Consider the following 23,658-nt stretch of genomic DNA (forward strand, 5'->3'; position numbering starts at 1 on the left):
GCACTAATAAACTATTAATGTATAGATGATCCGTAAAAATATTATGCAGCCTATTTCAAAACTACACCAATACCTCATGAAATCTACTACTGCTTTCCTCTTCGCCTTACTTATATTGATAACAACAGTACATTCGCAATCCTCTAAACAATGGCTGGATGTAAATTATGCCGGCGATACCCTGACCGGCCACCGGATGGATATTTACCTACCCCAAGGTGGTAAAGTGCCTTATCCTGTCATTGTAACCATAGCCGGAAGTGCCTGGTTTGGCAACAATACCAAAAAGCAAGCCTATCAGAAAATGGGAATACCTATACTGAAGAATGGGTATGCAGTAGTAGCTATCAATCACCGCTTCAGCAGGCAAGCCATTTTTCCGGCACAGATCAACGATGTAAAAGCTGCTATACGCTTCATCCGCGCTAATGCAGCTACCTATCAACTCGATACTACTTTCATTGGCATTACCGGAGATTCTTCCGGCGGACATTTATCTGCCATGATGGGAACCACAAGAGGACTCGATCAATATACAGTGGGTGCAAAAAGCCTCTCTCTGGAAGGAAAAGTGGGTAAGTTTCTTAACCAAAGCAGCCGAATAGATGCCGTTGTAGATTGGTATGGTCCAAGCACCTTTCAGGCCATGGATTCCTGTGGTAGCAGTTTTTCACACGATGCGCCAGATTCTCCGGAGTCTACCCTTACAGGCGGTCCTATTCAGCAAAATGATAACATGTGCGCCTTAGCTAATCCCATTACGTATATCGACCGCAACGATCCACCCTTTTTGCTGCTGCATGGAGATGGAGATAAGATTGTGCCACATTGTCAAAGTTTACTTTTAGATAAAGCCTTACAGGCAAAAGGGGTGCAAAGCAGGCTGATCATTGTACCCAAAGCCGGGCATGGAGAAGGTATGTGGCTGGATCAATATACTGCGGAAATGGTAAAGTTCTTTGATGCACAAAAGGCTAAGAAAAAGAAAGGAGATGTTAGGATAAAAGGCTGATAATATTTAAAATGTCACCGGCAGTTATTTGTTATCAATAAGCACATATTTACAATGACTGCTGGTCAATGATTATTTAAGTATTCGCACCTAAAACAATCCGCCTCATTTATGGACATTAAAACGGTAATAGACAACAGAAACCTAAGCTGGCTCCAGTACTCCACCATTTTCATTTGCTTTTTAATGAATATGCTCGATGGCATGGATGTATTGATTATCTCCTATACAGCCCCTTCCATTGCAAAAGAGTGGTCTATTAGTTCGGAAGCCCTGGGTGTTGTGTTCAGTGCCGGATTACTGGGGATGACAGTAGGTGCCATGTTTCTGGCTCCTAAAACAGATGTAATTGGCCGGAAACCCATGATTTTACTCTGTGCCGTGATTATGGGAGGCAGCATCTTTGCCACTGCTTTTGCCCAGTCTATTTACCACCTGGTTTTTTTCCGGTTTGTCAGCGGCTTAGGAATTGGCTCCATGCTGGCCAGTACCCCGGCCCTGGCTTCCGAATATACACCCAATAAAACCAAAGATTTCTGGGTGAGCCTGGTGATCAGTGGTTATCCCATGGGCGCTTTTTTGTCCGGATTGGTAGCGGCTTCTATTATTCCTGTGTACGGATGGCGAACCATGTATCAGGTAGCCGGACTGGCAACAGCTGTAACCATTCCCCTGATCTATTTCCTGCTGGCTGAATCTCTGGATTTTTTGTTTAAGACCCGTCCTAAAAATGCCCTGGAAAAATCAAATCATATTCTGGCTAAAATGGGACTACAACCCCTTTCCCAATTACCAGTAGTGCAATTGCAGGCTTCCAAAGCATCCGTTTCCGCTTTGCTTATTCCGGAGAGAAAAAGCGCAACACTCTGGTTATGGATGGCTTTTTTTATGTCATTCGTTACCCTCTACTTTCTTACTAGCTGGATACCCAAACTGGCCGCTAATACAGGGCTCAGCCTGGAACTGGCCATTTATGCCGGAACCGTTTTTAACCTGGGCTCTTTTGCCGGCATATTGATACAGGGTTACTTATCTGGCATGTTTGGATTACGGAAAGTAATCGGCTTGTTTTTGATTGGCGCTGCCCTGCTTATGATGACGTTTAGTGCATTTTCCGGCTCAGCCCTCATTCTGGTATTATTCGGATTTATTGGCTTTTGTATTCAAGGCGGATTTGTCGGCTTGTATTCTGTAGCAGCCAGAATTTATCCTACCGAAGTGCGGACCACCGGCATTGGCTGGGCAATTGGCGCTGGTAGGATCGGCGCTTTAGTCGGACCATTACTGGGTGGTGTACTTATCGGAATGGATGTATCTATGACTTTGAACTTTATCATTTTTGCTTTGCCAGCGATTGTTGCCGGTTTAGCTACTTTTTTAATCCGGTCAACAGGCGTAAGTTAACCCTATACCATGACAGAAACTACACAAGTCGCCATTATCGGAGCCGGTCCGGCAGGATTGACCCTGGCTTTGCTTTTGCACCAGGCGGGAATTGAGAGTATCATCCTGGAGAACCGGACACGTGCCTATGTGGAATCCAGGGTAAGAGCCGGACTATTGGAACAAAATACGGTTGATTTGTTCCATGAACTAAGTGTTGCAGACCGTCTCAAGCAGGAAGGATTGTTACACAAAGGGGTATATTTCAGTTTTGATGGCCAGCGTCAGCGGATTCCTTTCGATGAATTAACAGGTGGCCGCTGTATCACTATTTATGGGCAGCAGGAAGTAGTGAAAGATCTGATTGCCGCTTGTCTCTCCAGAGGTATTGACATAAGGTTTGAATCGGAAGCTTTTTTGTTAGAAGGACTGGAAACGCACGCACCTTCGGTCATTTATGTTGAGAACAATGTTCAGCAACAGCTAAGTGCCCAGTTTATAGCTGGCTGTGATGGATTTCATGGCATTTCCAGAAAAGCCTTACCCAACAAGCTTTATTCAAGCTTTATCAAAGAATATCCGTTTAGCTGGCTGGGTATACTGGCAAATGCAAAACCTTCCAGCGAGGAATTGATCTATTCTTATACCGAACGGGGATTTGCCCTGCATAGTCTCCGATCCGAATCGGTAAGCCGCTTGTATCTACAGGTAGAAAACAACGATTCTGTCGAGAACTGGCCCGACGACCGGATCTGGGAAGAACTGTCCAAACGCCTGCATACAGATGGTTTTGTACTCAATACGGGTACTATTTTTGAAAAAACAATCACGCCCATGCGTAGTTTTATGATCGATCATATGCAGTACGGCCGCCTTTTTCTGGCTGGCGATGCCGCTCATATTGTTCCGCCTACCGGTGGAAAGGGCTTAAACCTGGCGGTAGCTGATATCAGATGGATGGCGGATGCTTTTATTGATTTCTTCCAGCACAACAGAGAAGAAAAGCTGAATAATTATTCTACAAATGCCTTACGCAGAATATGGCGGGCACAGGACTTCAGTAATTTTATGACCTATCTGTTTCACAAACAAGCAGCGCATGGGTCGTTCGAATACCATTTACAAAAATCAAAGTTCGACTATATCCGCTTATCAAAAGCCTATGCCACTAGTATCGCAGAAAATTATGTTGGACTAAAGGAGGTGTAACATGCAAATTATAGACATCAACGGACATGTGATTCATTACCAATGGCAGAATGCAGGGAAAACGCACACATTTTTGTTCATTAACTCCTTAGGCACGGATTACCGGATATGGACAGAAGTAGCCCATTCGTTAAAAGAATATGGGAATATTTTGCTGTTCGATAAACGAGGACATGGCTTATCAGATGTAGTTCCCGACACGAATGGATTAAATGATTTTGTTGACGATACACAGGCATTACTTAACAAATTAAACATTGAGAAATGCATCATCATTGGCCTTTCGGTAGGTGGCATGATTGCCCAGGTGCTGGGCAGCCGGATACCGCAAAAAACAGAAAAACTGGTATTGTGTGATACCCGCCATAAAATTGGCAATCCTCCGATCTGGAACGACAGGATTAAAGCTGTTGAGAAAGGTGGATTATCCAGAATATCGGATGGCGTGATGCAACGGTGGTTTTCGGAAAACTTCAGAAAACAGCAACCAATCAAAGTAGCTGGCTACAAAAATATGCTGGAACGTACACCTGTGCTGGGGTATATCAAAACCTGTGAAGCCATCCGGGATGCAGACCTTACGGAAATAGCCAGCCGTATACAGATACCTACGTTATGTGTGGTAGGTTCTGAAGATAAATCTACAACCGTGAATGAAGTCAGAAATTTGTCGGAATTGATTGCAGGCAGCCGGTTTGAAATTATTGAAGGCTCCGGCCATATCCCCTGTGTAGATAATCCACAAGTGTTGGCTGAGTTGATACTCAACTTTACCGGCTTACATAGCTAAATGACTTTAGAAAAACCCAGTTCAGTGTTGAAATAATAGTAAGTCTTTTGAAGAAACTTCTACCAATAACTACTTTGAAATGATTTAAGATGTTGTGGACTTAAAGGCTATAATGATAATCGTACAAGAAACCTCAACAATAAATCAAACAAATATTCCATGCGCGCAGGGACAAATGAAAAGCGGGGTGAGTGTTGGCCTTAAGCGGAGAAGCATTTTTCATTTTGCCCTTTTGTTTTGTTACTTTTATTTTGGGCAAGCAAAATAAAAGTAAAGACGGCCGAAGTCTATCAATCACCTCTCTATTAATAAAGAAAACAGTTGACCGCAATCTGATAAATCAATTCAACTTAATGATTTTTTCTTAACACAACATAAATGACTAACGATCTATATACACAAGGCATGCAAACCCGCCGGGCAGTGTTAGGCGACGCCCATGTAGACAAAGCCGAAGCCAACAAGACAGACTTTGACCAGGATTTCCAGGAATTCATTACCAATACGGCCTGGGGAGCCATCTGGAGCCGGCCCGGATTGACCAAACGGGAACGAAGTCTGATCACGATTGCGCTGATGACCGCCTTGAAGCACGAAGGAGAACTGGAACTGCATCTGAATGCATCTAAAAATACCGGTGCTTCTATTGAAGATATCAAAGAAGTGCTGCTTCATACGGCTGTATATGCCGGCGTACCGGCAGTAAACCATGCCATGAAAATTGCAAAAAAAGTATTTTTTGAAACGGATAAAACGCATACCAATGACTCAAAATAAACGGGATTGGGCCATACAGCCGCCTTATCTGTATCCGGAATATAAATCTACCGTATTACGGGCACCTACCAAACCTCTGATTCCGCTCAAACATACACTGAGCGAACTCACCGGACCGGTTTTTGGCCATGATGCGATCCGGAAATACGACAATGACCTGACCCTGAATGCCCGCAAAAATGGAGAGCCGCTGGGCGAACGGATTGTAGTAGCCGGTACGGTAACCGATGTAAACGGCAAGCCCATCCCAAATACTCTGGTAGAAATCTGGCAGGCAAATGCAGCAGGCAGATATATCCATAAAGTAGACCAGCATGATGCGCCTCTGGACCCAAATTTTCTGGGCGCAGGTCGCTGCCTCACCGACAGTGAAGGCAATTATAAATTTTATACCATCAAACCAGGTGCGTATCCCTGGGGCAATCATCCGAAAGCTTTCCGGCCTAATCACATTCATTTTTCTCTGTTTGGCAATCAGATTACTTCCCGGCTGGTTACCCAGATGTATTTTCCTGGCGATCCGCTGATGGATTATGATCCGGTTTTGCAAGGCGTACCAGAAAAATACCGGCATCTATTAATATCCAAATTTAATCTTGATATCACGGAATCAGATTTTGCATTGGGCTTCCAGTTTGATATTGTGTTGCGAGGAAATCGTGAAACCCCTTTTGAAAACAAATGAGCATGGATACTTTTTTACAAACTCCCTCCCAGACGGTAGGCCCCTATTTCGCTTATGGGCTTACCCCTGAGCAATACCTATATGATTACTCCAGCATTGCTAATGGAAATCTGATTAAAAGCGAACTAGTAACAGGAGAGCGTATTACTATTTTAGGACAGGTGTGGGATGGTGCCGGAAAACTGATACCAGATGCCATGATCGAAATCTGGCAGGCAGATGCAGAAGGCAAGTATTTAAATGATCCACAATTGTTTCCTGGATTTGGCCGCCTGGGTACCGGTACACATCCTCATAATAAAGTGGAATTTCACACCATCAAACCCGGTTCCGTGAATGGACAAGCCCCCCACATCAATGTGATTGTGTTTATGCGGGGTTTACTGGTACATGCCTATACCCGGCTGTATTTTTCTGATGAAGAAGCTAACTTAACTGATGCAGTTCTCAACGCTGTCCCGCATGCGAGAAGGTCAACGTTACTAGCGTTGAGAACAGACACGCATGGTAAAGTGGAATATCACTTTAATATTTATATGCAGGGAGAGAATGAAACCGTTTTTTTCGATCTATAAACAAACCCATGAAACAAATACCACAAATTACGGCAAGTGAAGCAGCAGCGCTGGTTAAAGATGATGACACTCTATTAGGAGGCGGTTTTGGCATGACCGGCAATCCAGTTCATTTGTTACACGCCTTAGCCCAAACCAGTACAAAGAACTTAACATTCATCGGAAATAATGTAGGAGAACCCGGCTTAGGTGGGGGAAGATTACTCAGAAATGGCCAGATCAGGAAAATGATCGGATCGTTTTTTACCAGCAATCCGGATGCAGTAAAAGCAGCCCAGTCCGGGCAGGTGGAATATGAATTGCTGCCACAGGGTACACTCGCAGAGGCCATCCGGGCAGGAGGAGCCGGCATTGGCGGATTTTATACCCCCACTTCTGCCGGAACCTTGATGGCCCAAGGACGGGAAACTAAACTCATTGATGGCGTAGAGCAGGTATTCATAAAAGGTATCAGGGCCAATGTGGCATTTATCCGGGCCTGGAAAGCAGATACAGCCGGCAACCTCACCTACCGGATGACTGAGCAGAACTTCAATAAAGCCATGGCTACTGCCGCCGACCTGGTGATCGCCGAAGTGGAAGAAATTGTGCCGGTGGGTGCCATAGATCCTAATTTTGTTCATACGCCTGGTTGTTTTGTAGATTATCTGGTGCAGGCATCTATCACACTGGAAGATTTAGGAACTTCTGCCTCATTGAATACCGCTAGAAAATCAGATGAAGTGCGGAACAATATGGCGAAACGGGCATTCCAGGAACTAAAAAAAGGCGATATGGTCAACCTCGGAATTGGTATTCCTACGCTGGTAGCAGATTTTATTAAGCCGGAAGATGGCATTATTCTGCATACAGAAAACGGCATGCTGGGCGTAGGTCCTTCGCCGGCTGATGGAGGTGGAGCTTTGGATTATCCGGTGAATGCCGGAAAGATACCTGTAACTGCGCTTCCTGGCAGCAGTTATTTCGATAGTTCTGATTCTTTCGCTATGATCCGGGGCAAGCATGTGGACGTTGCAGTAATGGGAGGTTTGCAGGTAGATGAGGAAGCTAATCTGGCCAACTGGGCAGTTCCTGGAAAGCCCTTATTAGGTGTAGGCGGTGCCATGGATCTGGCTGCCGGAGCCAGAAAATTAATTATTGTGATGAACCATACGGATAGCGATGGTTCGAGTAAAATAGTACCCCTGTGTACCTTGCCTTTAACAGCAAAAAAAGCAGTAGATCTGGTAATCACAGAATTAGCAGTTTTTAGTTTTGAACAAGGAAAATTAACCTTAATTGAACTGATGCCAGGTGCTACCCTCGAAGAAGTACGGTCCAAAACAAAGGCAACATTTGTAGAGAAACTGAGTGCCTGAATGGCTGGTAGAGAATACTAAAAAGATTATAATCATGGAAGCATATATAGTAGATGGTATACGTACCCCGATCGGAAATTTTGGAGGCAGTCTTTCTTCTGTCCGGATAGATGATCTGGCAACACTGGTGATCAAAGAATTAGTGCGGCGCAATCCACAGATTCCCACTGACAGCATTGATGATGTGATCCTGGGGTGCCATAACCAGGCCGGAGAAGATAACCGGAACGTAGCCAGGATGGCTTTGCTGCTGGCTGGTTTACCCACTTCTGTACCAGGAGAAACTGTAAACCGGCTGTGTGCTTCTGGCATGTCGGCTGTAGTAAATGCGGCATATACCATAAAAGCCGGTGAAGGAGATGTATTTATAGCTGGCGGCGTAGAAAACATGACCAGAGGTCCCTGGGTGATCTCTAAAACTTCCAAGTCCTTCGGCAACGATGCCCAGATGTTTGATTCCAGTTTTGGATGGCGTTTTGTAAACCCAAAGATGCACGAAATGTATGGTACGGATGCCATGGGTGTTACTGCAGAAAATCTGGTAGATATCTATAAAATCAGCCGGGAAGATCAGGATCAATTTGCCTATCATTCACATATGCGGGCGGCCAAAGCACGGAATAACGGAAGATTCGCCGAAGAGATAGTTCCGGTTGAAATCACAGTAAAAAAGAACGAAACCACTTTGTTTGCAGCCGATGAATTTATCAAAGATAATACAACGCTGGAAAAACTATCACAGCTCAAACCTGTTTTCCGCAAAGAAGGCGGATCAGTTACAGCCGGAAATTCCTCTGGCATTAATGATGGTGCTATTGCCTTATACATTGTATCTGAACAAGCCCTGAAAAAATATAATCTTACGCCCAAAGCACGAATTGTAACCTCAGCCGTAGTAGGTGTAGAGCCACGTATTATGGGGATTGGTCCGGTAGGTGCCACGCAGAAAGCATTAAAAAAAGCAGGTATGCGATTAGAAGATATGGATATAATCGAGTTTAATGAAGCCTTTGCTGCACAAACCCTTGCCTGTATCCGGGAATTGGGCTTATCCGCTGATGATCCCCGCATCAACCCCAATGGAGGAGCTATTGCCTTAGGCCATCCCCTGGGCATGTCTGGGGCAAGGATTATTTATACTGCCGCTCTTGAACTCCACAAACAGAACAAACGCTATGCACTTGCCACCTTATGTGTAGGCGTAGGCCAGGGGTATGCAACTATTATAGAAAGAGTTTAAATTGTTGTTGTTTGTTCGTAGTTGTTAGCAGAATAGTTGTAAATCAATATTTTGCTAACTGACAAATTCACAGCATAAGTTTTTAAATAGTATCAACTATATTATATGCACCTATACCAAAGCATTTTCTATGATAGGCAAGTATCTTCGCTTTTTTCATCTGAGAAAGTGATCCAGTATATGCTTCGGTTTGAAGGGGCGCTTGCCCAGGCGCAAGCAAATCATCGCGTAATACCGGCAGCAGCGGCGTCCATTATAGAATCTGGTTGCAAGGCCGATACTATCAATATAGAACAGTTAATACAGGAGGCTGCTTTGGGTGGAAATGTAGCCATACCCTTGGTAAAACAGTTAACAGCTCGTGTAAAAGAGAAGAATTCAGAAGCGGCTAAATATGTACACTTCGGTGCTACCAGCCAGGATGTGATTGATACCGCTTTGATGCTGCAACTGAAAGATGCCTTTATTATCATTTCAAAAAATCTGGAAAGGCTCATTGGGCAATTAGTCTCCCTGATGAGAGCGCATACATCCACGGTTATGATTGGGCGGTCATTTATGCAACAGGCAAGACCAATTACCTTTGGTTATAAAGTTGCCGGCTGGCTGGAACCCTTGCTCCGGTCTCAACAATCCATTCAGAAATTATTAACAAATGGATTTTTACTTCAATTAGGGGGGCAGTAGGCACATTGTCGGGTATGCCTGAACAAGGTATGAAGGTAAGTGACACCATGAGTGAATTATTACACTTAAACAATCCCGGGCGTTCCTGGCATACACAGCGGGACCATCTTGCTATTTTAGCCACTACTTTAGGTATTTTAACAGCAAACATCGGAAAAATTGCCAAAGACATTAGTTTGCTGATGCAGACCGAAATAGCCGAAGTAATGGAGCCTGCCGCAGCAGGGAAAGGAGGTTCTTCCACGATGCCGCACAAAAGAAATCCGGTGGGCTGTGTCGCCATCCTGGCAAATGCCACCCGTGTACCAGGACTTACGGCAATTATGCTTTCGTGTATGCTACAAGATCATGAACGGGCAACCGGGCAATGGCATGCAGAATGGGAAACGATGGCTGAGATCGTACAACTTACCGCCGGGTGTGTTACCAAAGCCATAGAAGTAACCGATGGATTGGAAGTGAGAACAGAGCAGATGTTACAGAATCTGGAACTGACCATGGGTTTAATTTATGCGGAAAATGTATCGCTTGTCTTAGCTGATAAAATTGGAAAACAAGAGGCACATACCCTTATAGAAAAATACAGTAAAGAAGCCTTACAAAAAAACATGCATTTGCGGGAGTTACTTGTATCAAAATCAGATATTACCCGGCAGTTGAGCATTGTTCAGATCGAAAGCCTGTTTGATCCTTCCACATCAACCGGTTTGTGTGAAGAGATTGTAAACCGGCTGCTGGAACAATTTTCAACCGATTAAAAGCTTACAAACTTTAATAAACTAAGTCATTTATGGCCTATGACACTTTTGTCATAAAAATGTCATAGATAAGCCGCAATCAAAACTTCTAAGACCTTCTACCTTTACTTGCAGAATATGAAGTATAGCCATGGAAAAATCAGCGCTTAACAAACGGGTAAAAGAATTGCGGTTGAGAAAAGGTCTTTCCCAGGAACAACTGGCAGAAGATGCTGGCTTAAGTTTAAGAACAATTCAGCGGATCGAAAATGGAGAAACACTCCCCCACGGAGATACCCTGACAAGATTAGCCATTGCCTTGAAAGTATCCCCAGATGACATTATTGACTGGCAGATCATTGAAGATAGGAGTGTACTGATGCTACTCAATTTATCTCAATTTGGGTATGTAGCTTTTCCCATACTGGGCATTCTTATCCCTCTGGCCATCTGGATTCTGAAAAAAGACAAAGTAAAACAGGTTGACGAAATCGGGAAAGCTATTATTAATTTCCAGATTTCCTGGGTAATCCTCCTATTCCTTTTCTACATCACTATATCAGCAAGCCTGCTTTTTAATTTAGGATTTTATCCGCCTGTATTTCTTCTGATAGGTATTATTGCTTTTTATATGTATAATGCCATACTCATCGTGATCAATACCTTAAAAATCCAGAGAGGAAACAGGGTTCGATATATGCCGGCATTTACTTTTTTGCATTGATAGCCAAATGTATTCGTAGCAAAGCACGTACAGGTAAATAATCTGCTAAAACTGATGAATCAAAAAGTTAGAAATCGTGCTAATTTGATCTCAGGCGTTCTTCCTTTACAAATGCTTCTGCCAGGTCATTGGTCACAATGTAAATAATGATATTTGATAAATAGTGGTAGGATATATATTTCATAGTTGTAAGTGGTTTGTGAGTATATGGCTTAATGTTAATTACTTATTCAAGTAATCTCTTGACAGCCTATATTTACACTAATTACACTAAAAATTAGATAAACTCCTATTTTTCAAACACTTGACAAATACTCTTTTGTGCTAAGCGGTTATAATCAGAATAATACCACTTATGGATAGCCTAAATACATTGCGCCTTTAATTCAGCAATAATCTGATTCAGCAGACGCACTTGCTCATCTATTGCATCAAGTAAAAGGGGAACGGTGTTCATTATATGCGGGCTTGTAAAATGATCTATTTGTAAGCTGTTACGCAATGACAACTGAGCATCTATGATCTGCTGATAAAATTTAATTTGTTCTTCCATGTGACAATAGTAGTTTAAAAAGCAAACTCTTACCAAAACGGAATGTTGAGATCGTGAGTTGTATACTTTTAAGCTTAGTTCACATTATATAAGGTGGCCTCACTATAATATTTCTCTTCGGGCAGGTAGATATTCCTGATTTAACATTCCTAATTATTCTGCTCAAATAACATATACTTGCTTCTCAACTTCAGAAATAATATCAAATTATTGCTTTAATAAACTCCAATAATTGTGTTGGGTTTGATGGTTGAATATAAACTCAACCTCTGATAAACTTTAATTTTTTACCTACCTGTATCATCCATTTCCTGGCCATCAGTTCGTGTCCTGCCGGCATCGGATGAATGCCATCCCAGATCCAGTAGTCGGCTGGTGCTTTGGTTAATGCCTTATTAAATGCCTGTTGAAACTCGACCAGAATGGCGTTATATGCTGTACTTAACTTTTTCACAATGTCCCGCCGTTGGCGAACTTCACTGCTATAGGCTTCCCATTTGTCTTTTATATTTCCAACCGGTAAAATAAATGGCTCGCAAAGCACGAGTTGTACATCTGGCAACTGCTGAACCGTCTGATCTAACAAGTTCTTGTAGCCGATCTCATATTGTTCCGCAGAAAATTCTTTATTTCCGTTCAGAAAAGCAGAAACATCATTGATTCCGATTAAGATGCTGAGTACATTGGGTTTTATATCGAGTGTATCTGTTTTCCAGCGGGTTGCCAGATCAGGGATTTTATTGCCGCTGATGCCCCGGTTATAAAAATGAAAGCCTTTCCCCGGAAATTCATATCCTAACTTGCTGGCAATAATATAGGCATATCCATGCCCCATTATATGATTCCAGTCGTTGTTGCGGGTGCGGTTGCCATCTGTGATAGAATCGCCCTGGAACAAAAAAGTATAACCCTCACCTTCTTTTCTGGCCTTCGCTTCAACTACAGGCATTGCTTCTGTTAGCGAAGGGGCTAAAGAAGCGACTGTGCCCAGGGCAGTTATTTGTTTGATAAAATTTCTCCGGTTATTTATCATTGTAAAAAGCTAAAGAACTGTATTCATCTCAATTTCGCTTATCAGTATAGTAGTATTAGGGCAATTGATATTGTTTGAAAAATTCCCACAACAGGTCATTCGCATCAATAGCCGTTGAAGGAACATCAGCTCCATCCCTGCCAGGTAAACCTCCAGGCCAGGCATGTCCCCCATCTTTTGTCAGATAGTACGCAATAGCCGTTTCATTATCACAAGCGAGCCATTCTGTTAAGGTGTAACGGCTGTTATCTACTGCTACTTGTGCAGGAATAGAACAATTATTAAGTAAGGACCATACATTCAAAACTGAATCAAGCGGTGGATTGTCGATACCAGTGATTCCGTTACCAGTGCCACCTTTATAAGGTACATGCTGGTCATTTACGGAGTGCATATGTAGAATAGGAACGGCACGTTTGGGAGAACAGAGTTGCGAAACTACCATGGTACATCCATTTGGTGCAATGGCTGCAATTTTATCAGAAAGTTCGCAAGCCAGGCGGTAACTCATCATACCTCCGTTAGAATGACCGGTCGCATATATTTTTCCGGGATTAATTTTGTAAGCTGAAACCAGCTGGTCAATTAACAGGCTGATGAATTTTACATCATTAATGTCTTGCGAGGCAGCATACCCACAACACATGCCTGCATTCCATGTAGGAAACACTCCGGTACCTTCAGGATAAACCACAATAAACCCGGCCGCATCCGCTTTTTCGCTCAACCTGGAGGTATTTTCAAACTGGCGTGGATTACCGCCACCTCCATGCAGGGCAATTATCAAAGAAAAATCTGAAGATTCATAGTAATTAGCAGGAAGGTGGATCGTATATGCCCTGTTAAGGCCATCAATGCGGATGATTTTATCAAAACGGTATACCTTTTCCAGCGGTTGGCTCTCTTTTTTACAGGCGGAGATAAATACTATGGAAAAAAAACACACAAGAATAAATATGCAGCGGATATAGCTCATAGACATAAAATTATCAAAATCAGTATGACCCGGTTCAGTATACTCATTTGATATAGTACAGGTAAAAAAGTTTAATCTGCAGTAGAATAAAATGCATATAAAGCCAATATGGCTACCATAAACCGCAGAGCTTGTCTGAAGAATATTGCACAACAAATGTTTACATCCTTAGAAAAATGCTCTTACACAGGGCTATACTTCTGCGGCTAGAAAGATAAGATTACAGGCACTACTGAACTGAGTTACCAGAAAATATACATCCTGCCAATATTTCCTATTGTCACGGATATGGTATAGGTTTATATGGGATATAGTGTTACTTAAATATTGACTGGAGTTTTTCGGGTGTAATGGGCTTGGTAATAAATCCGGCGATTGGATACCGGTAAGCCTTTTCCATATCCTTTGAATAGGCCGATGAAGTAAGAACAACGATTGATAAGTCTAATTCCTTTAACTTCTCATGATGTGTAAAGGCTTCTAAAAATTCAAAGCCGTCCATTACAGGCATATTCAGATCTAAAAATAGCAAGGCCGGACAGAAATTTCTTTCCTTACTTTCTAAACATTGTTTCGTGAGAAAATCTAAGGCTTGATTTCCATTATATACTGATTGTATCTGAGAACCTATTTTGGCTCCCTTCAGTATAGCCGTGGATACAATACAGCTGATTTCGTCATCATCTACAAGTAAAACGTTCTCAAATTGAGGTTGAGCTTTCATTCCATGAGCTGTTTAAGTGTACAGTTAATTCTGTACCAGCTTTATCAAAAACCCGGGCTATGGCCCAGTAAGTTACCCAATCAGCCTGCTAAAACAATATTTACTGAATTAGCCATTAATTAATGATACGCAAACGTATTTCTTCAAGCAGGGTTGCTGTTTGCCGTTTAAATTAGTATAATTTCAGTTAAACACTATAGCCTGAATATAATCAGATGCCAAACAACAGCAATCTCTATGATATTCCTGCAAACATACGGGCTTATTTATAAAAAACCTCTCAGTTGTAATGGCTTTTTATCAAATAAACAGTTTTATATCTGCTGACGGAAGATCAATAAATGTGGTAAATCTGAATAAAGCAATCGCTCAAATAGCTGACAAGTATAGTATTAAGTTCATACTGTTCACCCATTTAAATTTTTAATCAGATTTTAATCTGGCCAAATTAACAATTCATTAACTTTATTATTCTTGTGAAGGCTGTATATCAAATGTACTGTAGAAAGAATTAAGAATATTCCTGGTCGGAAGAATCAAATGGATAAGCTTCAAAAATTATTTAAACTATGTAAATCAGGTGTATTTATCGAATACAACGAGCATAAGCTTTATAATGATACGGTTGCAGAATTTTTAATTGGGCAGGAAGAGAGAGGTTTTATTGATACAGATACCTGGGATAAAATGATTGAACGGGATACGATTGTGGGTATTGAATTCTTTCCTGAAGCTTCTTCTGATGCACATACAGTATATCATTACGATTTGGAAAAGGCACTGGATAAATGCCTGGAAATAGTAGCAAACCTACAATCAGTTCCAATGGAACTTTCCTCCGAAAACCTGAACTAATTCCCGCCTCTGATCGTGCGATCATTGCACAAAGCTATATTCCTTAATTCCCTATCTACCGGAATACCTATGGCAGTATCTCTAGGATATTCAAAGTTTTGCTTTACTTCAACCATTTATCCAGCCAGGCAAATGCATCTTCCTGCATAGCAATGGTTAAAGAGTGGGGCACATCGTAATAATTACAGGTAAACTTATCCTTTGCTTTCATCCAGGTGTATATAGCTGAGAGTTTCTTTTCTGCGGCCTTCATCCCATCCGGATGAAAAAGCGCATCTTGCTTACAGTTCAGTACTAGTAAAGGGCGAGGGGCATTCAGTGAGGCTACATCCGGCAGATCCAGATACTGGTATTGCCGGGGTACGTACATCATCCAGGTATGGCGCACATATTCCTGCAGCATATAGGCATAGGTAGTAGAAAAAGCGGCAATAATCCCGGCTTTGACACGGGCATCCATACCAAACAAATAGGTACTACGCAATCCGCCTAAGGAAAGCCCCATACACGCAATTTTTTGCGGATCTACTTCTGGCCTCGATAACAGAAAATCAATAGCTACCCGGTCACTTTGCAGAATTATTCCTAACCAGGTAGTACCAGCGGTAAACATGGTTTTGGCCATGATCGTTTCCTGGCCATTCGCCAGTTTATTGAATGCTTTGATCCTGGTTGCTTCGTCTGCAGACTGCAAATCCGGAAAGTTTTCTTTTGTGAGGGAAGGCATTTTATCCAGATCCAGTTTCTGGGAGCCAAAATACAACACATCCGGACATAGCACGACATATCCCCGTTTGGCTAGTTCATCGGCATAGGTTCGGCCTTCATACAGATTTTTGATATAATCCACCAGAATCTGCGGCCTGTTATCGGTTAAGGTATGTTTCTCCTTTCCATAAAAATAAAACCCTCCGTGATCATGCAGGGCAATTACGGCTGGTGCTGACTTGGTTAAGTTATCTGGCACAAGTAAAAAAGCTTCTGTCTGCTGCAAAGCATTTACATTATACCTCACCAGATATTGCGTATAACCTTCTCTTTTAATCGTGTCAAGTATTTGCGTAGCGAGCGGAGCTGGCGGAGGTGTAAAAGCAAGCAACTCATTCAGCTTTGCTCTGGCTTCTTTTCTCCATTCTTCCACATTTTTCCGCTCTTTGGCCAGAAAGGATAAACGGCAGTTCTGTCTGGCAGAATAGGCTTCCAGCAATGGATAAAAGTTACCTACATCTGATACTTCTGTTTGAGCTGCTGCCCAAAAGCTGGTAAATACCAGAAACAGGCAGGCAAGGGCAAATCTTTTGAAGAACATACGCTTATACTTTACTTGATACATACATTTTCTAGTTGTAGAATAGCAGGCTACAAACATGCTTACTGATGATCCTATATTTCTACACAAATCCTTGGTTTAGTACAAAATAAGGATTTAGACAGAATTTTGTATAAAAGTAAGCGTTTGGACTTTCTTTGGATGGTTTACAGGAGAATAAATTCGTGGCAACGATACCGAGAACGATTGCATAAAAAAAGTCAATTGTATATTTGTTTTTTTATAGTATTGGTCATAAACTAGCTAGTGTTATCCTTTTATAAAAATGTATACTGGAAGCAAAAACAGGAATAATTATACCAGTAAGTAGCTGTTTTATCTCTTGATCGCTTCGATCATCGCTGTGTCTAATGTTTGCTTATGAATCTTTTATATACCCTATACCTATAGTTTTATGAATAATCCAGAAAAAGTATCCACCCGGAGAAGCTTTTTAGCCACTACCGGAGCTGCAGTTACAGGAAGCTTATTGCTCAATCCGTTTGCTATCACTGCACAACCGCTCACTAGGGCTGCCGGTAAATTACGGCTGGCCATGGTAGGTACCGGGAGCCGGGGTATCGGCATGTGGGGCGTAGATGTAAATCAGCAATATAAAGATCACATCGAATTTGTGGGCCTTTGCGACACAAACCCCGGACGTCTGGAATATGCCAAAAATAAAATAGGTGTTTCTTGTCCGGTTTTTACGGATTTTGAAAAAATGATGAAAGAGGCAAAACCTGATACCCTCATTGTAACCACGGTAGATGCAACCCACCATGATTTTATAATTAAAGGCATGGAAATGGGGGCCAATATTATTACCGAGAAACCCATGACCACCGATGAAAAGAAATGCCAGGCTATTATCGATGCAGAAAAACGAACCGGAAAAAAAGTTACCGTTACTTTCAATTACCGCTACTCTCCCCACCGGGCCAAAATGTATGAACTGCTCCGCCAGGGGGCCATTGGCAAATTAACTTCCGTAGATTTTCACTGGTATCTGGATACAAGCCACGGAGCCGATTATTTCCGCCGCTGGCACCGGCTGGAAGAAAAAAGTGGTTCTTTATGGGTACATAAAGCTACGCACCATTTTGACCTGCTCAACTGGTGGATAGACAGCGATCCAACCGAAGTATATGCCTCTGCTGCTTTGGAACACTATGGAAAAAACAATCCGTTCCTGGATACCAATTGCCGTCCTTGTCCCCATAAAGGCAAATGCAATTTTTATTTTGATATCACCAAGAACAAGAACTACATGGAGCTGTATGTGAACAACGAAAAGCACGATGGCTACCTGCGTGACGGCTGTGTGTTTAAAGAAGATATTAATATTTATGATAAAATGGCGGCTACCATCAAATACATGAATGGGGTACAGGTAGCGTATTCTCTCACAACCTACTCACCCTATGAAGGATACCGCATAGCCTTCAACGGCACCGAAGGCCGGCTGGAAGCCTGGATTGAAGAAAGTAATCCGGTAGAGAAAAAAGATTATGATGAACTGATGCTGACCAAAAACTTTGGCAAACGGGAATTCTTTAAAATTCCGCATGGAACCAGCGGTCATGGTGGAGGCGACAGACTATTAAAAGATAAAATATTTCTGCCCAATAAACCAGATCCGCTCCGGCAGTCAGCAGGTACACGAGATGGGGCTTTATCCGTACTGGTGGGAGTAGCTGCCCGGAATAGTTCTAAAAGCGGACAACCAGTAAAAATAGCTGATCTGACTTCTATTAAACCACAGGTACAAAAAGCATAGAATTGTTGCTGGTTGCTCGTTAGTAGTTGTTGGTAATATAAAAATCAATAATAAAGGGGAATAGTTTTTCATATGAATCATAAAAGCCTTTCTGCAAAACAGGAAGGCTTTTATTTATTCAACACACCGCATTACAAAAGTTTAACAGCTTGCCGGGCGAGTAGTTTCCATTGCCCCTGCTGTTTTTGCCATACGAGTAATACGCTCAGGTTTACCGTTCCAGCCTGGCCACCGTTATTGGTTTCGCCGGTAAGTTTATGCCGCACCAGCGCTGTATTGCCCGCCATTTTTACAGTTTGTTCGGCTAAGTTAATAGTGACAAAGTCATTTTTGCCACTGGCCAGGGCTTCTACAAACTCTGCTTTGTTTTCAATTAATCCGTTGGAATGGCCATAACTGAGTTCATTTGCGGCTATATTTTCCAGATCTTTCCGGGTTCCATCCAGCATAGCTTTTTTCAGTGTTTCTACGGCTGTCGCTACCTCTTTTTCTTCTTTTGATTGCGCTTGTACACAAATAGCTACTATCACGCACAGAAATAATCCCAGGAGTTTTTTCATTTGACAGATATAAGTTTAGTTAGAATGTTTAGCTGCGAAAAGTAATAAAAAATCATGCATTAGTAAAAACAGAGCGCAGGGAATTTCTTTGTCTTCTATGCTTATTGCCGGTGATTATACATTGGTACCGGAATCGATACCGGCAACGATTGCACAGAAAAAAACAATTTGATATTTGATTATTCTTATTATTTAATGTACCATCGTGCATAAGCTCTGGTTTTCCTGGAATTGACCATAAACATTTCTCCTGAAAAACGCATAGTCCCATTTTTACTCCCGACCGTATGCAAATCCTTGAATCTGCTCCCCAAACCACTCTCACCGGTAAAATCGGGAATTTCCGCTGGCGCATTGTAGCACTGCTCTTTTTTGCGACCACCATCAATTACATCGACCGGAATGTACTTAGCTTTGTGATGGCTGACGATGGATTCCGCAGGGAAATGCTGGGTCTGGCAGCCAATACCCCTCTTACCGATGCTGATCACAGTGCATTTCTGGCAGAATATGGACGGGTAGATGCTGTTTTTAAGTTTGCTTATGGGTTAGGTTTTATTTTGATGGGATGGTTTATCGACAAGATAGGTGTACGGAAAGGATATGCAGTAGCCATTTTTTTATGGGTAGGTTCTGCTTTATCGCATAGTTTCGCCACTACCTTTGGGCGTTTACGGCTGTTCCGGTTTACGCTGGGTATTGGAGAAGCCGGCAATTTTCCTTCTGCGATTAAAACGGTAGCGGAATGGTTTCCCATCAAAGAACGGAGTAAAGCGGTAGGTATTTTTAATTCAGGAGCCAATATTGGCATCATCTTTACAGCCGCTCTGGTGCCTGTAATTATTACTTCCTATGGCTGGCAGGCTACGTTCCTGGTCACCAGTTCATTGGGTTTTGTCCTGCTTATCTGCTGGCTGCTGGTATACCGTCGTCCGGAAGAACACCCCAAACTGGGAAAAGCGGAACTGGCTTATATTAAAAGCGATGGAGAAGACGAAACAGGCACTGTAAAAATCAACTGGTTTAAATTGCTGAGCTACCGCCAAACCTGGGCTTTTGCCTTAGGAAAATTTCTGACAGATATGGTCTGGTGGTTTTACCTGAGTTTTCTGCCCGATTTTTTCAAACAGGCTGGCACCTTTCAGCTCGATCTCAAACAACTCTCCCTCCCCTTTATTGTAATTTATATCGTATCGGATGCCGGCAGTATTTTATTCGGATGGCTTTCCAGCAAACTCATCAGTATGGGCTGGACACAGAATGCAGCCAGGAAACTCACCATGCTCATTTGTGCGCTTTGTGTACTTCCGGTTTTTTTTGCTTCTATTACCGAAAGTTTACCGGTTGCCGTAGCTTTAATTGCTGTTGCTGCTGCCGCCCATCAGGGCTGGAGTGCCAACTTATTCTCCACGGCTACCGATATGTTCCCTAAAAAAGTGGTGAGTTCTGTAATCGGAATCGGGGGTTATTTGGAGCCATTGGCGGTGCCTTATTCTCCTACAATGCTGGAACCATCGCCGGCACCTATGGATATTTACCCTTATTCATCATTGCCTCCTCGGCTTACCTGCTGGCATTGGCCGTTATTCAATTTTTAGCCCCTAAACTGAAACCAGTACAGCTATAAGTGTAAGTGCTAATGCACAAATAATGACTGAAAATGAATACTGCTATGCGGCACCGAAAACATAGTTCATTAATCTGTCGATCTGTTCCTGCATGTCATTCACCGACTTTTTGGCCTTAAGAGAGGCTAGTTTTGTTTCCATATCCGATAATGAATTTTCTATAAGCTGAGTCAAGTGATCAATTCCTTTTTCCTGTGGTTTTATATTTTTATACTTTTCAGGAACAGGAAATCCTACTTTATCCTGAACATTTTGCGAAACGTAGATTGGGCAGTTGAACATCAATGCAATAGTAATGGCATCGCTAGGTCGTGAATCATAATTTTTAATACCCAACTCATTTTTCAGCCTGAGGGTAGAAATAAGAATGCCATTCAAAACTTCGGTAATGAAGGCACCTTCTGGAATCAGATGATTAGTTCGAATAATTTCAGTAATGAGGTTAAAAGTCAAAGGCCTGGGGAAATCAATACCTTTCATAGCAATTAACATGTTTTCCGCTTCTTCCTTGGTGATCACCATAGACAACACCTTTGATGAATCTTCTTCATACAATAATATGCTGCAACTTTGGTTATTCTCTCCTCCGAGAATCATGTCAATTATCCTGACTTTTTTCATACTAGTTTTGTTAATGAAGTATTGTTGGTATCCTTTAAATTCCGAATCTAGTTCCAGAATTGCTTTTAATTCTTTTCTTGCCCGATGAAGTCTGACTTTTACTAACGGCTTTGAAATCAAGAGCTTATTACAAATATAATTTATACTTTTTCCTTCATAGTAAAACAGATATACCACTTCCCGGTATTCTACATCCAAGCGTTTTATCCCTTTTAGAATAATATCCACTATTTTTTCTTCTTCGACATTCTCCCGGTTGCGGAAGTCATCATAGTACTGTCGTAGTGACAAATACTTTTTTTATTATCGCGTATATAATTTTTGCAGATATTAGTAACAATTCCGCCAAGCCAGAATTTAAAAGAGGTTTTATCTTTCAGATTGCCCAGAGAGACATACGCCTGTATGATCCCATTTTGCACGAGGTCTTTTGCCACCTCCCTATCACCCATTATTCTACTGGCTTTATCAAGGCAATATTTGTAATACTTGTCAACCAGAATATTAAACGCCTTTTTATCGCCTTTTAAGACTTTATCTATTAACTCAATCTCCTGATTGGATTTCATTCAATACCTTTTTACACTTAGTGGCAAAACACACCTTAAAGGTTACAAAACACTTAATAATTTATCAGGAATTTACAGATTATGCTTTTTACCGAGGATTGCCGATGATGGGCCAAAGCTTCTCAGAAACATAGAAGGCCAACATTCGGTTGAAGCTAATATTGAGTGTTAGCGCTTTATAGTATTTATTTTAATTATAAAAATTTAAGGAGTTCAACATATAAGCTTAATACTTCCACATCTAACTTACGGCTATAATTGCCAATTGGGTGATAAAAGCTAAGGAAGAACATTCATACAATTAACCGGAGTTTGTCATATGGAATTCTGGTTATGGAAAGATAGTAGTCATACGTATGCCATTCCCCCTTTCCAGAGGTATAAACCAGTACGAAAGAAGAATAGTGCAGAATATAAACTTAGGAACAGTGATTCTTTAGAAACCAAAATAGGTTTTGGCATTATAGTAGCAAATATTCTGCACCACTTGCCCCAGCCATGGAATATCAGCCGGGAGTTCTCCATTCTCTACATCTTTGCCCAGCAGGTTACATAAAATACGGCGGAAGTACTCATGCCGGGGATACGAAAGAAAACTTCTGGAATCGGTTATCATCCCAATAAAACGGCTCAGCAAGCCCATGTTTGACAAGGAATTTAATTGACTGATCATCCCATCTTTCTGATCCAGGAACCACCATGCGGAACCAAACTGAATTTTTCCAGCAATAGAGCCATCATTGAAATTCCCGGTCATGGTTGCTATCAGGTCATTGTCTGCCGGGTTCAGGTTATACAGGATAGTTTTGGCAAGGCGGTTCTCTGCATCCAGCCGGTTGAGGAATCTGGCTAATGATCTGGCCTGCGAAAAATCGCCAATCGAATCCCAGCCTGTATCCGGACCCAGGGTGCGCATCATGCGGGAATTATTATTGCGTAAAGCACCCAAATGGTACTGCTGCGTCCAGCCTTTTTCCCAATCCCAGAGGGCAAACTCAAACAGCATCGCCGATTTAAATTTGAGTACTTCCTGAGCCTCTGGTTTTTCTCCTGCCCTGAGTTTATTGAAAATGGATTTGATCTCCTGCCCGGTATAATCTTCAGCATAGATTACCTCCAGTCCATGATCGGATAATTTGCAGCCCATCGAAGCAAAGAAGTCGTGCCGCTTTTTGAGGGCCGCCAGAAATTCATCCAGGTTATCAATGGTCTGGTTGGTTATTGCTTCCAGCTGATCTACGTAGACGTTAAAAACGGCGGGATTTTCGACAGCCATGGCTTTATCCGGACGGAAAGCCGGTAACACTTGTATGTCAAATCCGCTTTCTTTTATTTTCTGGTGATATTCCAGTGTGTCGGTAGGGTCATCGGTAGTACACACTACTTCCACTTTCATTTTCCGGAGTAAGGCTCTTACCGCATACTCTTCTGTTTGAAGTAAAGCAGAACACGTATTGTAAATCTCTTCTGCCGTTTCTGCATGTAACAAGTCATACACATTAAAATACCGCTGTAATTCCAGGTGCGTCCAGTGGTAGAGTGGATTGCGAAGGGTAAAGGGAACGGTTTGCGCCCACTTTTCAAATTTTTCATAATCAGGTTTATCACCCGTGCAAAAACTTTCGGCTATGCCATTGGTGCGCATAGCCCGCCACTTATAGTGATCGCCATACAGCCAGATCTGCGTTAGGTTGGCGAATTGTTTGTTCTCAGCAATCTCCTTAGGCGGCAGGTGACAATGGTAGTCAATGATGGGCATATCCTTCGCAAAATCATGGTAAAGCTGCCTGGCTGTTGGGTTTTGTAAGAGAAAATCTTCATCTAAAAATTTCCTGGTGATGCCTGCGAGTGAATACATAGTATTGAACTGATG

At 42.2% G+C, this 23,658-nt stretch carries 23 protein-coding genes and 1 pseudogene; 15 read left to right on the forward strand and 9 right to left on the reverse strand.

The features are described 5' to 3' along the window. The first annotated feature begins 76 nt into the window (after positions 1-76). The 12 genes and pseudogenes from GXP67_RS01755 to GXP67_RS01805 all read left to right on the forward strand — a co-directional run bounded on the left by GXP67_RS01755 (position 77) and on the right by GXP67_RS01805 (position 11,177). Positions 77-1,012 (forward strand): alpha/beta hydrolase, encoded by a 936-nt coding sequence (locus GXP67_RS01755; protein WP_162441571.1) that lies wholly within the window; start codon positions 77-79, stop codon positions 1,010-1,012. Positions 1,013-1,123: 111 nt separating this feature from the next. Further along, complete coding sequence (locus GXP67_RS01760) at positions 1,124-2,416, forward strand: MFS transporter (RefSeq protein WP_162441572.1); 1,293 nt, start codon at positions 1,124-1,126, stop codon at positions 2,414-2,416. Between the two features lie 9 nt (positions 2,417-2,425). After that, positions 2,426-3,604 carry a 4-hydroxybenzoate 3-monooxygenase gene (locus GXP67_RS01765; RefSeq protein ID WP_162441573.1) on the forward strand — a complete coding sequence of 393 codons (1,179 nt, stop codon included), beginning with the start codon at positions 2,426-2,428 and terminating at the stop codon, positions 3,602-3,604. 1 nt (position 3,605) lies between these two features. After that, on the forward strand, positions 3,606-4,394 hold the full coding sequence (gene pcaD, locus GXP67_RS01770; protein WP_162441574.1) for a 3-oxoadipate enol-lactonase: 789 nt from the start codon (positions 3,606-3,608) through the stop codon (positions 4,392-4,394). A gap of 378 nt (positions 4,395-4,772) precedes the next feature. Further along, positions 4,773-5,171: a 4-carboxymuconolactone decarboxylase gene (gene pcaC, locus GXP67_RS01775; protein ID WP_162441575.1), complete on the forward strand. Its 399-nt coding sequence runs from the start codon at positions 4,773-4,775 to the stop codon at positions 5,169-5,171. Further along, positions 5,158-5,856 carry a protocatechuate 3,4-dioxygenase subunit beta gene (gene pcaH / locus GXP67_RS01780; protein ID WP_162441576.1) on the forward strand — a complete coding sequence of 233 codons (699 nt, stop codon included), beginning with the start codon at positions 5,158-5,160 and terminating at the stop codon, positions 5,854-5,856. The genes pcaC and pcaH overlap by 14 nt, the downstream gene beginning before the upstream one ends. 2 nt (positions 5,857-5,858) lie before the next feature. Beyond that, the gene (gene pcaG / locus GXP67_RS01785) at positions 5,859-6,431 is read left to right on the forward strand and encodes a protocatechuate 3,4-dioxygenase subunit alpha (protein ID WP_162441577.1); all 573 of its coding nucleotides are present in this window, start codon (positions 5,859-5,861) and stop codon (positions 6,429-6,431) included. A gap of 8 nt (positions 6,432-6,439) precedes the next feature. Beyond that, positions 6,440-7,789, forward strand: coding sequence for a 3-oxoacid CoA-transferase (locus tag GXP67_RS01790; protein WP_162441578.1), 1,350 nt, complete (start codon positions 6,440-6,442; stop codon positions 7,787-7,789). 34 nt (positions 7,790-7,823) lie between these two features. Further along, a complete protein-coding gene (pcaF, locus tag GXP67_RS01795; protein ID WP_162441579.1) occupies positions 7,824-9,029 on the forward strand; it encodes a 3-oxoadipyl-CoA thiolase in 1,206 nt (401 codons plus the stop codon). Between the two features lie 180 nt (positions 9,030-9,209). After that, positions 9,210-9,967: pseudogene (locus GXP67_RS37185) on the forward strand (lyase family protein); the annotation flags it as partial. A gap of 246 nt (positions 9,968-10,213) precedes the next feature. Further along, entirely contained in the window at positions 10,214-10,474 is a 261-nt protein-coding gene (locus GXP67_RS37190) for a lyase family protein (protein ID WP_232065319.1), read from the forward strand. A 130-nt stretch (positions 10,475-10,604) separates the two neighbouring features. Further along, a complete protein-coding gene (locus tag GXP67_RS01805) occupies positions 10,605-11,177 on the forward strand; it encodes a type II toxin-antitoxin system RelB family anti-toxin (RefSeq protein WP_162441580.1) in 573 nt (190 codons plus the stop codon). A gap of 364 nt (positions 11,178-11,541) precedes the next feature. Here the strand turns inward: GXP67_RS01805 and GXP67_RS01810 are convergent, their stop codons facing one another. The 4 genes from GXP67_RS01810 to GXP67_RS01825 form a co-directional block, all read right to left on the reverse strand. Then, the gene (locus GXP67_RS01810; RefSeq protein ID WP_162441581.1) at positions 11,542-11,730 is read right to left on the reverse strand and encodes a hypothetical protein; all 189 of its coding nucleotides are present in this window, start codon (positions 11,728-11,730) and stop codon (positions 11,542-11,544) included. 262 nt (positions 11,731-11,992) lie between these two features. Continuing rightward, positions 11,993-12,763 carry an SGNH/GDSL hydrolase family protein gene (locus GXP67_RS01815; protein ID WP_162441582.1) on the reverse strand — a complete coding sequence of 257 codons (771 nt, stop codon included), beginning with the start codon at positions 12,761-12,763 and terminating at the stop codon, positions 11,993-11,995. 55 nt (positions 12,764-12,818) lie between these two features. Next, positions 12,819-13,709, reverse strand: coding sequence for an extracellular catalytic domain type 1 short-chain-length polyhydroxyalkanoate depolymerase (locus GXP67_RS01820; RefSeq protein WP_162441583.1), 891 nt, complete (start codon positions 13,707-13,709; stop codon positions 12,819-12,821). 346 nt (positions 13,710-14,055) lie between these two features. Continuing rightward, on the reverse strand, positions 14,056-14,463 hold the full coding sequence (locus GXP67_RS01825) for a response regulator (RefSeq protein WP_162441584.1): 408 nt from the start codon (positions 14,461-14,463) through the stop codon (positions 14,056-14,058). A gap of 540 nt (positions 14,464-15,003) precedes the next feature. Here GXP67_RS01825 and GXP67_RS01830 point away from each other — a divergent pair. Then, entirely contained in the window at positions 15,004-15,318 is a 315-nt protein-coding gene (locus GXP67_RS01830; protein WP_162441585.1) for a hypothetical protein, read from the forward strand. Between the two features lie 103 nt (positions 15,319-15,421). Here GXP67_RS01830 and GXP67_RS01835 read toward each other — a convergent pair whose 3' ends face one another. Next, complete coding sequence (locus tag GXP67_RS01835; RefSeq protein WP_232064875.1) at positions 15,422-16,651, reverse strand: dienelactone hydrolase family protein; 1,230 nt, start codon at positions 16,649-16,651, stop codon at positions 15,422-15,424. A gap of 391 nt (positions 16,652-17,042) precedes the next feature. On the opposite strand from GXP67_RS01835, the gene GXP67_RS01840 reads away from it, so the two are divergent. Further along, on the forward strand, positions 17,043-18,407 hold the full coding sequence (locus tag GXP67_RS01840; RefSeq protein ID WP_162441586.1) for a Gfo/Idh/MocA family protein: 1,365 nt from the start codon (positions 17,043-17,045) through the stop codon (positions 18,405-18,407). A gap of 131 nt (positions 18,408-18,538) precedes the next feature. On the opposite strand, the gene GXP67_RS01845 is transcribed toward GXP67_RS01840, so the two are convergent. Beyond that, a complete protein-coding gene (locus GXP67_RS01845; protein WP_162441587.1) occupies positions 18,539-18,967 on the reverse strand; it encodes a nuclear transport factor 2 family protein in 429 nt (142 codons plus the stop codon). Between the two features lie 287 nt (positions 18,968-19,254). Here GXP67_RS01845 and GXP67_RS01850 point away from each other — a divergent pair, with 287 nt between their 5' ends. After that, positions 19,255-20,565, forward strand: coding sequence for an MFS transporter (locus tag GXP67_RS01850; protein WP_317170095.1), 1,311 nt, complete (start codon positions 19,255-19,257; stop codon positions 20,563-20,565). Between the two features lie 72 nt (positions 20,566-20,637). Here GXP67_RS01850 and GXP67_RS01855 read toward each other — a convergent pair whose 3' ends face one another. The 3 genes from GXP67_RS01855 to uxaC all read right to left on the reverse strand — a co-directional run bounded on the left by GXP67_RS01855 (position 20,638) and on the right by uxaC (position 23,643). Next, complete coding sequence (locus GXP67_RS01855) at positions 20,638-21,414, reverse strand: bifunctional nuclease domain-containing protein (RefSeq protein WP_162441588.1); 777 nt, start codon at positions 21,412-21,414, stop codon at positions 20,638-20,640. A gap of 29 nt (positions 21,415-21,443) precedes the next feature. After that, positions 21,444-21,785: an RNA polymerase sigma factor gene (locus GXP67_RS01860; protein WP_162441589.1), complete on the reverse strand. Its 342-nt coding sequence runs from the start codon at positions 21,783-21,785 to the stop codon at positions 21,444-21,446. Between the two features lie 436 nt (positions 21,786-22,221). Beyond that, positions 22,222-23,643: a glucuronate isomerase gene (gene uxaC, locus GXP67_RS01865; protein WP_162441590.1), complete on the reverse strand. Its 1,422-nt coding sequence runs from the start codon at positions 23,641-23,643 to the stop codon at positions 22,222-22,224. Between the last annotated feature and the right edge of the window lie 15 nt (positions 23,644-23,658).

It is taken from the genome of Rhodocytophaga rosea, assembly GCF_010119975.1.
GTDB classification, from domain to species: Bacteria; Bacteroidota; Bacteroidia; order Cytophagales; family 172606-1; genus Rhodocytophaga; species Rhodocytophaga rosea.